Genomic DNA, 7,612 nt, shown 5'->3' with positions numbered 1-7,612 from the left:
CAGTGGAACCCCGCTGACCCGGCGGCTTGCGTGCCGTTGTTCCGTGTCAGTGGAGGCGCATTATAGGGAGTTATTTCCGGCTGACAAGCCCAAAATACAAAAAACTTATCAAGCGATTACTTTTCAATCAAAAATCACAATGAGCGCCTATATTCGCCTGGTTTTTAAACAAAAACGAGCCCCACAGGGCCCGTTTTTATTGTTTTGTGACTTACTGCACTGCCACGATGCGATCGTCATTCACTTCCAGACGAATCGTTTTGCCCGGAATCAGCTCACCAGACAGGATTTGCTGCGCCAGCGGGTTTTCGATCTGTTGCTGGATAGCACGTTTCAATGGACGTGCCCCGTAGACCGGATCGTAGCCATTCACGCTCAGCAGTTTAAGCGCCTCGTCAGAGATATGGATTTCATAACCACGCTCTTCCAAACGTTTGTACAGACGCTGCAGTTGGATCCGGGCAATAGAGGCAATGTGTTGTTCACCCAACGGATGGAATACCACAACTTCATCTATACGGTTAACGAATTCCGGCCGGAAGTTGTGACTGACCACACCCAGCACCAGGTCTTTCATATGCCCATAATCCAGTTCACCGAAACGTTCCTGGATCAGATCGGAACCGAGGTTAGAGGTCATGATGACCACCGTATTACGGAAGTCGACCGTTCTCCCCTGCCCGTCAGTCAAACGACCGTCGTCGAGCACCTGCAACAGAATGTTGAACACATCCGGGTGCGCTTTTTCCACTTCATCCAGCAGGATGACGGAATAAGGACGACGACGTACCGCTTCTGTCAGGTAGCCACCTTCTTCATAGCCCACATATCCCGGAGGCGCACCGACCAGACGAGATACGGAGTGTTTCTCCATAAACTCGGACATGTCGATACGCACCATCGCGTCGTCGCTGTCGAACATAAAGTTAGCCAGCGCTTTACACAGTTCGGTTTTACCAACACCGGTCGGCCCAAGGAACAGGAACGAACCAATCGGACGGTTAGGGTCAGCCAGACCCGCACGGCTACGACGAATCGCGTTCGATACCGCCTCAACCGCTTCATTTTGACCAATTACGCGGTTATGCAGATCCTGCTCCATACGCAGCAGTTTCTCACGCTCGCCTTCGAGCATTCTGGCAACCGGGATACCCGTCCAGCGCGCCAGCACTTCGGCAATTTCTGCATCTGTCACTTTATTACGTAACAGGCGCATGGTTTTACCTTCAGACTGAGTGGCTGCTTCCAGCTGTTTTTCCAGTTCTGGAATTTTGCCGTACTGCAGTTCAGACATCCGCGCCAGATCGCCAACACGACGCGCCTGTTCAATGGCGATTTTCGCCTGTTCCAGTTCGGCTTTGATGGTTTGTGTTCCGGAGAGTGATGCTTTCTCGGCTTTCCACTCTTCTTCCAGCGCCGAATACTGACGTTCTTTGTCGTCCAGTTCTTCGTTAAGCATATCGAGGCGTTTTTTGCTCGCCTCATCAGACTCTTTCATCAACGCCTGCTGTTCCAGCTTTAACTGGATGATACGGCGATCGAGTCTGTCCAGCTCTTCCGGCTTGGAATCAATCTGCATACGAATGCTGGAGGCAGCCTCATCGATAAGGTCAATAGCTTTATCCGGCAGTTGACGATCCGAAATATAACGATGCGACAGCGTTGCCGCCGCCACAATGGCCGGGTCGGTTATCTGCACATGGTGATGTAGCTCATAACGTTCTTTCAGGCCACGCAGAATCGCGATGGTATCTTCCACTGACGGTTCGGCAACAAACACTTTCTGGAAACGACGTTCCAGCGCAGCATCTTTTTCGATGTACTGGCGATACTCATCCAGCGTCGTCGCGCCCACGCAGTGCAGTTCACCACGCGCCAGGGCCGGTTTCAGCATGTTCCCGGCATCCATCGCGCCGTCCGCTTTCCCCGCCCCGACCATGGTGTGCAATTCGTCGATAAACAGGATGACGTTGCCTTCCTGTTTTGAGAGATCGTTGAGTACCCCTTTCAGGCGCTCTTCAAACTCACCGCGGTATTTTGCCCCGGCCACCAGCGCCCCCATGTCCAGCGCCAGTACGCGACGGCCTTTTAGCCCTTCAGGGACTTCACCATTAATGATGCGCTGTGCCAGTCCTTCAACAATCGCAGTTTTACCCACACCGGGTTCACCGATGAGTACCGGGTTGTTTTTGGTACGGCGTTGCAGTACCTGAATGGTACGACGAATTTCTTCATCACGACCAATAACCGGATCGAGTTTGCCCTGTTCGGCACGCTCGGTCAGATCGACGGTGTATTTTTTCAAGGCCTGGCGTTGGTCTTCAGCCCCTTGATCGTTCACGCTTTCACCTCCGCGCATTTGTTCAATTGCCTGAGTGATATTGGCGGTTGTCGCCCCAGCCGACTTCAACAAGTCGGTTAGCGTACCGCGAGACTCAAGCGCCGCCAGAACGAACAGTTCCGACGAAATAAAGTTGTCCCCACGTTTTTGCGCCAGCTTGTCGCAAAGATTCAGTACACGCACCAGCTCCTGAGACGGTTGCACGTCGCCGCCGGTCCCTTCCACTTGCGGTAGACGGCTTAGCGCTTGATCAATCGCTGTGCGTAACTGGCCAGCATTGATGCCAGCAGACGTTAACAAAGGACGAACCGAACCCCCTTCCTGATTCAGCAAGGCGCTCATTAGATGAAGAGGTTCGATGAATTGGTTGTCGTGCCCCAATGCAAGTGACTGGGCATCGGCGAGAGCAAGCTGGAATTTATTAGTAAGACGATCCAGACGCATAACTCCTCCCATAACAGGTCAAAATTGCTACTGGAGATTAAATGAGGTCATCCCTCAATTATTCAAGGTGAATGACCTGAATTATGTGAAAAGAAAACGGCGCGTTCCGGATCGTCTTGATTCTTTAGGTTATATCAGCCAAATAAAACTTGCCATCCGACCAGTGGTCTTGTCGCGGCGATAAGAGAAGAATGTCTCACTTTCACTATATGTGCAGCGGTCGCCACCATAAATGTGGGTGATCCCGACGTTCATCAGGCGTTGACGTGCAAGCTGATATATATCCGCCAGATATTTTTCTCCGCGTGGCAAAAAGGCAGCCTGCGCCTTCGCATCTTTCGCCATAAACGCGTCACGAACTTCTGGCCCGACTTCAAAAGCCGCAGGGCCGATGGCTGGACCTAACCAGGCCATAATGTTTGCCGGTTTATCAGCAAAGCAGGCAACGGTTTCTTCCAGTACGCCTTCACACAATCCGCGCCACCCCGCGTGGGCTGCCGCCACTTCCGTTCCGGCGAGATTACAAAACAGCACGGGCAGGCAATCCGCCGTCATCACTGCGCAAACGGTGCCTGGCGTGTTGCTGTACGACGCATCCGCCCTTTTAGAATCATAGGGTGCACCCGTCAGTTTCAGCACATCCTTACCGTGCACCTGCTCCAGCCAGACCGGCTTCGAAGGCAGATTGCCCGCAGTAAACAGTCGTTTTCGGTTCTCTTCGACATGTTCCAGGTTATCGCCACAGTGGGCACCCAGATTCAGCGAATGGTAAGGAGGCAAACTGACACCCCCAATACGTGTAGAACTGCAGGCCGCAACGCCTTTCGGCAGTGGCCACTGCGGGACAATTAGCTTACTCATAACCAGGCAACATCATCCTTATGTTCTTCAAAATCAGCGCGCATGACTTCAATGAGTTTGACCATATCCTGCGGGATAGGCGCATGCCACTCCATTTCGATACCGGAGATCGGGTGGTAAAGACGCAGCATGGTGGCATGCAGCGCCTGGCGATCGAACTTACGCAACGTAGAAATAAATTCGTCCGATGCGCCTTTCGGTGGACGCGGACGGCCGCCATAAACCTGATCGCCCACCAGCGGATGGGTAATATGCGCCATGTGCACGCGGATCTGGTGCGTACGTCCGGTTTCCAGACGCAGCCGCAGACGCGTGTGCACACGGAAGTGTTCCATAATACGGTAGTGAGTCACCGCCGGTTTACCCATTGGATGCACAGACATATGCGTACGTTTGGTTGGATGACGGCTGATCGGTTCTTCTACTGTACCACCCGCAGTCATATGACCAATCGCCACGGCTTCGTACTCACGCGTGATTTCACGCAGCTGCAATGACTCCACCAGACGCGTTTGCGCCGGGACAGTTTTTGCGACAACCATTAATCCGGTGGTGTCTTTATCCAGACGGTGCACAATCCCCGCACGCGGGACATCCGCGATTGGCGGGTAGTAATGCAGTAACGCATTCAGTACCGTGCCATCAGGATTACCTGCACCAGGATGCACCACGAAGTCGCGTGGTTTGTTGATGACAAGAATGTCGTCATCTTCATAGACGATATCCAACGGGATATCTTGCGCTTCAAAACGAATTTCTTCGTCAATTTCAGCATTGATGGAGACACGTTCTCCGCCCAATACTTTTTCTTTCGGTTTATCGCAAAGATGCCCATTTACCAGCACTCGCTGGTCGAGGATCCATTCTTTTATGCGTGAACGCGAATAATCAGGGAACAATTCGGCCAAAGCCTGATCTAAGCGTTGACCGAGCTGATTTTCGGAGACTGTTGCGGTGAGTTCTACTCGTTGTGCCATAAACTGCTTCTTCGTTTAACGTTGGGTTTTACGGCTTTGCCGTTTAATATAGTGTGCTATTGTAGCTGGTCTTAACCGGGAGCAGGAACAGAGAATCTCCCGTATTACATTTTGAGGAAAGTCAAAACGTCATGACGCGCATGAAATATCTGGTGGCAGCAGCCACGTTGAGCCTGTTTTTGGCGGGTTGCTCTGGTTCAACGGAAGAGGTGCCCGATAATCCGCCTAATGAAATCTACGCGACTGCTCAGCAAAAGCTGCAGGACGGTAACTGGAAACAGGCAATAACGCAATTGGAAGCGTTGGATAACCGTTATCCATTTGGACCGTATTCCCAGCAGGTGCAGTTGGATCTCATCTACGCCTACTACAAAAACGCCGATCTGCCATTGGCTCAGGCTGCTATCGATCGTTTTATCCGTCTTAACCCAACGCACCCAAATATTGATTATGTCATGTATATGCGCGGCCTGACCAATATGGCGCTGGATGACAGTGCGCTGCAAGGATTCTTTGGTGTTGATCGCAGCGATCGCGATCCACAACACGCCCGAGCTGCGTTCAACGATTTCTCCAAACTCGTGCGTGGCTATCCGAACAGCCAATACACAACCGATGCCACCAAGCGTCTGGTGTTCCTGAAAGATCGTCTGGCGAAATACGAATACTCTGTTGCCGATTATTACACCGCGCGTGGCGCATGGATTGCCGTCGTGAACCGCGTAGAGGGAATGATGCGCGACTACCCGGATACCCAGGCAACGCGTGATGCTTTGCCGCTGATGGAAAATGCCTATCGTCAGTTGCAGATGAATGCTCAGGCTGACAAAGTGGCGAAAATTATTGCCGCTAACAGCAGCAACACCTGATTCATCTCCGAATGCAAAACAAAACGGCAGCCCAATGGCTGCCGTTTTTTTATCCGTAAACGCCGCAACTGAAGCGGTTTAGCTGCAACGCATCCTATCAAATATGGCCTGCTTTCAGGTATTCCTCAAGTAAAAGATCCCCTGTTCCTGCGATGCCTCACAAAAAGATATCCCTGACAAAAAGTGACAAAAAAATGTGATTTAAATCACACATTTTAACATTAGGAACGGTATGCTGGGTTCACCAAGACGGGAAAGACAAGAGGTAAAATTTATGACAATGAACATTACCAGTAAACAAATGGAAATTACTCCGGCAATTCGCCAGCATGTCGCAGACCGTCTCTCCAAACTGGATAAATGGCAAACTCACCTAATTAATCCACATATCATTCTGTCTAAGGAGCCACAGGGTTTCACTGCTGATGCCACCATCAATACACCGAACGGACATCTGGTCGCCAGCGCAAAACACGAAGATATGTACACCGCCATTAATGATTTGATCAACAAGCTGGAACGGCAGCTCAATAAAGTGCAGCACAAAGGCGAAGCCCGTCGTGCAACAACTTCAGTAAAAGACGCCAACTTCGTCGAAGCAGAAGAAGAGTAGTCCCTTACATTGAGTGTATCGCCAACGCGCCTTCGGGCGCGTTTTTTGTTGACAGGGTTAAAACAGTGCGGGTACTTTACTCTTGTCACCAAAGGAAAATGACATGAAACCAACACCGTTCTTCTTCGCATTCTTTTTTACCTTCCCCTGAATGGGAGGCGTTTCGTCGTGTGAAAAAGAATGCGAAGACGAACAACAAGGCCTCCCAAACCGGGGGGCCTTTTTTATTGATAACAAGAAAGGCAACACTATGACATCGGAAAACCCGTTACTGGTACTGCGAGAGAAGATCAGCTCGCTGGATGAAAAATTGCTGGCCTTACTGGCCGAGCGTCGTGAGTTGGCGGTTGAAGTGGGCAAAGCCAAACTGCTCTCTCATCGCCCGGTGCGCGATATCGATCGTGAACGTGATTTGCTGGACAGATTAATCACGCTCGGCAAAGCGCATCATCTTGATGCACACTATATCACCCGCCTGTTTCAGCTCATTATTGAAGACTCCGTTCTTACCCAACAGGCCCTGCTGCAGCAACATCTGAATAAGATTAACCCCCACTCTGCGCGTGTGGCTTTCCTTGGGCCCAAAGGTTCCTACTCTCATCTCGCCGCCCGTCAATATGCCGCCCGCCACTTTGAGCAGTTTATCGAAAGCGGTTGTGCAAAATTTGCCGATATCTTTAATCAGGTTGAAACCGGACAAGCAGACTACGCCGTCGTGCCGATTGAAAACACCAGTTCCGGCGCCATTAACGACGTTTACGATCTTCTGCAGCACACGACGCTGTCCATCGTCGGCGAGATGACCATCACTATCGACCACTGTGTGCTGGTTTCTGGCACGACCGATTTGAATACCATCGAAACGGTATACAGCCACCCGCAACCGTTCCAGCAGTGCAGCAAGTTCCTGAGCCGTCACCCACACTGGAAAATCGAATACACCGAAAGCACGTCTGCAGCGATGGAAAAAGTGGCACAGGCGAACTCTCCACACGTAGCCGCGCTGGGAAGTGAGGCTGGCGGCGTATTACACGGTTTGCAGGTCCTTGAGCGTATTGAAGCGAACCAGACGCAAAATATTACCCGCTTCGTCGTTCTGGCGCGCAAAGCAATCAACGTTTCTGATCAGGTTCCGGCAAAAACGACGCTGTTAATGGCAACTGGCCAACAGGCGGGGGCGCTGGTTGAAGCACTGTTGGTGCTGCGCAACCACAATCTGATTATGACCAGACTGGAATCGCGTCCGATCCACGGTAATCCGTGGGAAGAGATGTTTTACCTCGACATCCAGGCTAACCTGGAATTACCGGAGATGCAGAAAGCGCTGAAGGAGTTGGGAGAGATCACCCGTTCCATGAAGGTCCTGGGGTGTTATCCCAGCGAGAACGTGGTGCCGGTGGATCCGACCTGAAACAAAAGTCAGTTTGCCGGATGGCGCTGCGCTTATCCGGCCTACAATTCATGCAATTTTTGTAGGCCTGATAAGACGCGCCAGCGTTGCCATCAG

The 7,612-nt window shown here is 51.5% G+C and carries 7 protein-coding genes and 1 other annotated feature; of the genes, 4 read left to right on the top strand and 3 right to left on the bottom strand.

Translation table 11 applies throughout. The annotated features are described in order from the left end of the window. Nucleotides 1-211 precede the first annotated feature (211 nt). From clpB to rluD, 3 genes are all read right to left on the bottom strand, one after another. Nucleotides 212-2,785, bottom strand: a complete 2,574-nt coding sequence (gene clpB / locus AC07NP_RS20785) for an ATP-dependent chaperone ClpB (RefSeq protein ID WP_203360365.1) — start codon at nucleotides 2,783-2,785, stop codon at nucleotides 212-214. Between the two features lie 129 nt (nucleotides 2,786-2,914). Beyond that, nucleotides 2,915-3,646 carry a purine nucleoside phosphorylase YfiH gene (yfiH, locus tag AC07NP_RS20780; RefSeq protein WP_494661598.1) on the bottom strand — a complete coding sequence of 244 codons (732 nt, stop codon included), beginning with the start codon at nucleotides 3,644-3,646 and terminating at the stop codon, nucleotides 2,915-2,917. Beyond that, the gene (gene rluD, locus AC07NP_RS20775; protein ID WP_203360363.1) at nucleotides 3,643-4,623 is read right to left on the bottom strand and encodes a 23S rRNA pseudouridine(1911/1915/1917) synthase RluD; all 981 of its coding nucleotides are present in this window, start codon (nucleotides 4,621-4,623) and stop codon (nucleotides 3,643-3,645) included. The genes yfiH and rluD overlap by 4 nt, the downstream gene beginning before the upstream one ends. Before the next feature lie 131 nt (nucleotides 4,624-4,754). Here rluD and bamD point away from each other — a divergent pair, with 131 nt between their 5' ends. The 4 genes from bamD (at nucleotide 4,755) to pheA (ending at nucleotide 7,516) form a co-directional block, all read left to right on the top strand. Beyond that, on the top strand, nucleotides 4,755-5,492 hold the full coding sequence (gene bamD / locus AC07NP_RS20770; RefSeq protein WP_203360362.1) for an outer membrane protein assembly factor BamD: 738 nt from the start codon (nucleotides 4,755-4,757) through the stop codon (nucleotides 5,490-5,492). Between the two features lie 274 nt (nucleotides 5,493-5,766). Continuing rightward, nucleotides 5,767-6,105: a ribosome-associated translation inhibitor RaiA gene (gene raiA / locus AC07NP_RS20765; protein ID WP_162382704.1), complete on the top strand. Its 339-nt coding sequence runs from the start codon at nucleotides 5,767-5,769 to the stop codon at nucleotides 6,103-6,105. Between the two features lie 102 nt (nucleotides 6,106-6,207). After that, nucleotides 6,208-6,333, top strand: a sequence feature (Phe leader region). Further along, nucleotides 6,209-6,256 carry a pheA operon leader peptide PheL gene (pheL, locus tag AC07NP_RS20760; protein WP_102000890.1) on the top strand — a complete coding sequence of 16 codons (48 nt, stop codon included), beginning with the start codon at nucleotides 6,209-6,211 and terminating at the stop codon, nucleotides 6,254-6,256. It overlaps the preceding feature by 48 nt. A 22-nt stretch (nucleotides 6,334-6,355) precedes the next feature. Continuing rightward, nucleotides 6,356-7,516 (top strand): bifunctional chorismate mutase/prephenate dehydratase, encoded by a 1,161-nt coding sequence (pheA, locus tag AC07NP_RS20755; protein WP_301703337.1) that lies wholly within the window; start codon nucleotides 6,356-6,358, stop codon nucleotides 7,514-7,516. The last annotated feature ends 96 nt before the right edge of the window (nucleotides 7,517-7,612 follow it).

The sequence above is a fragment of the Citrobacter sp. GW821-FHT07H02 genome (assembly GCF_059418505.1).
This window is presented reverse-complemented; position numbering and strand designations above follow the sequence as displayed.

Coding starts and splice junctions, on each gene's coding strand:
- bamD (WP_203360362.1), top strand. CDS start 4,755: ATGACGCGCATGAAATATCTGGTGGCAGCAGCCACGTTGAGCCTGTTT.
- clpB (WP_203360365.1), bottom strand. CDS start 2,785: ATGCGTCTGGATCGTCTTACTAATAAATTCCAGCTTGCTCTCGCCGAT.
- raiA (WP_162382704.1), top strand. CDS start 5,767: ATGACAATGAACATTACCAGTAAACAAATGGAAATTACTCCGGCAATT.
- rluD (WP_203360363.1), bottom strand. CDS start 4,623: ATGGCACAACGAGTAGAACTCACCGCAACAGTCTCCGAAAATCAGCTC.
- pheA (WP_301703337.1), top strand. CDS start 6,356: ATGACATCGGAAAACCCGTTACTGGTACTGCGAGAGAAGATCAGCTCG.
- yfiH (WP_494661598.1), bottom strand. CDS start 3,646: ATGAGTAAGCTAATTGTCCCGCAGTGGCCACTGCCGAAAGGCGTTGCG.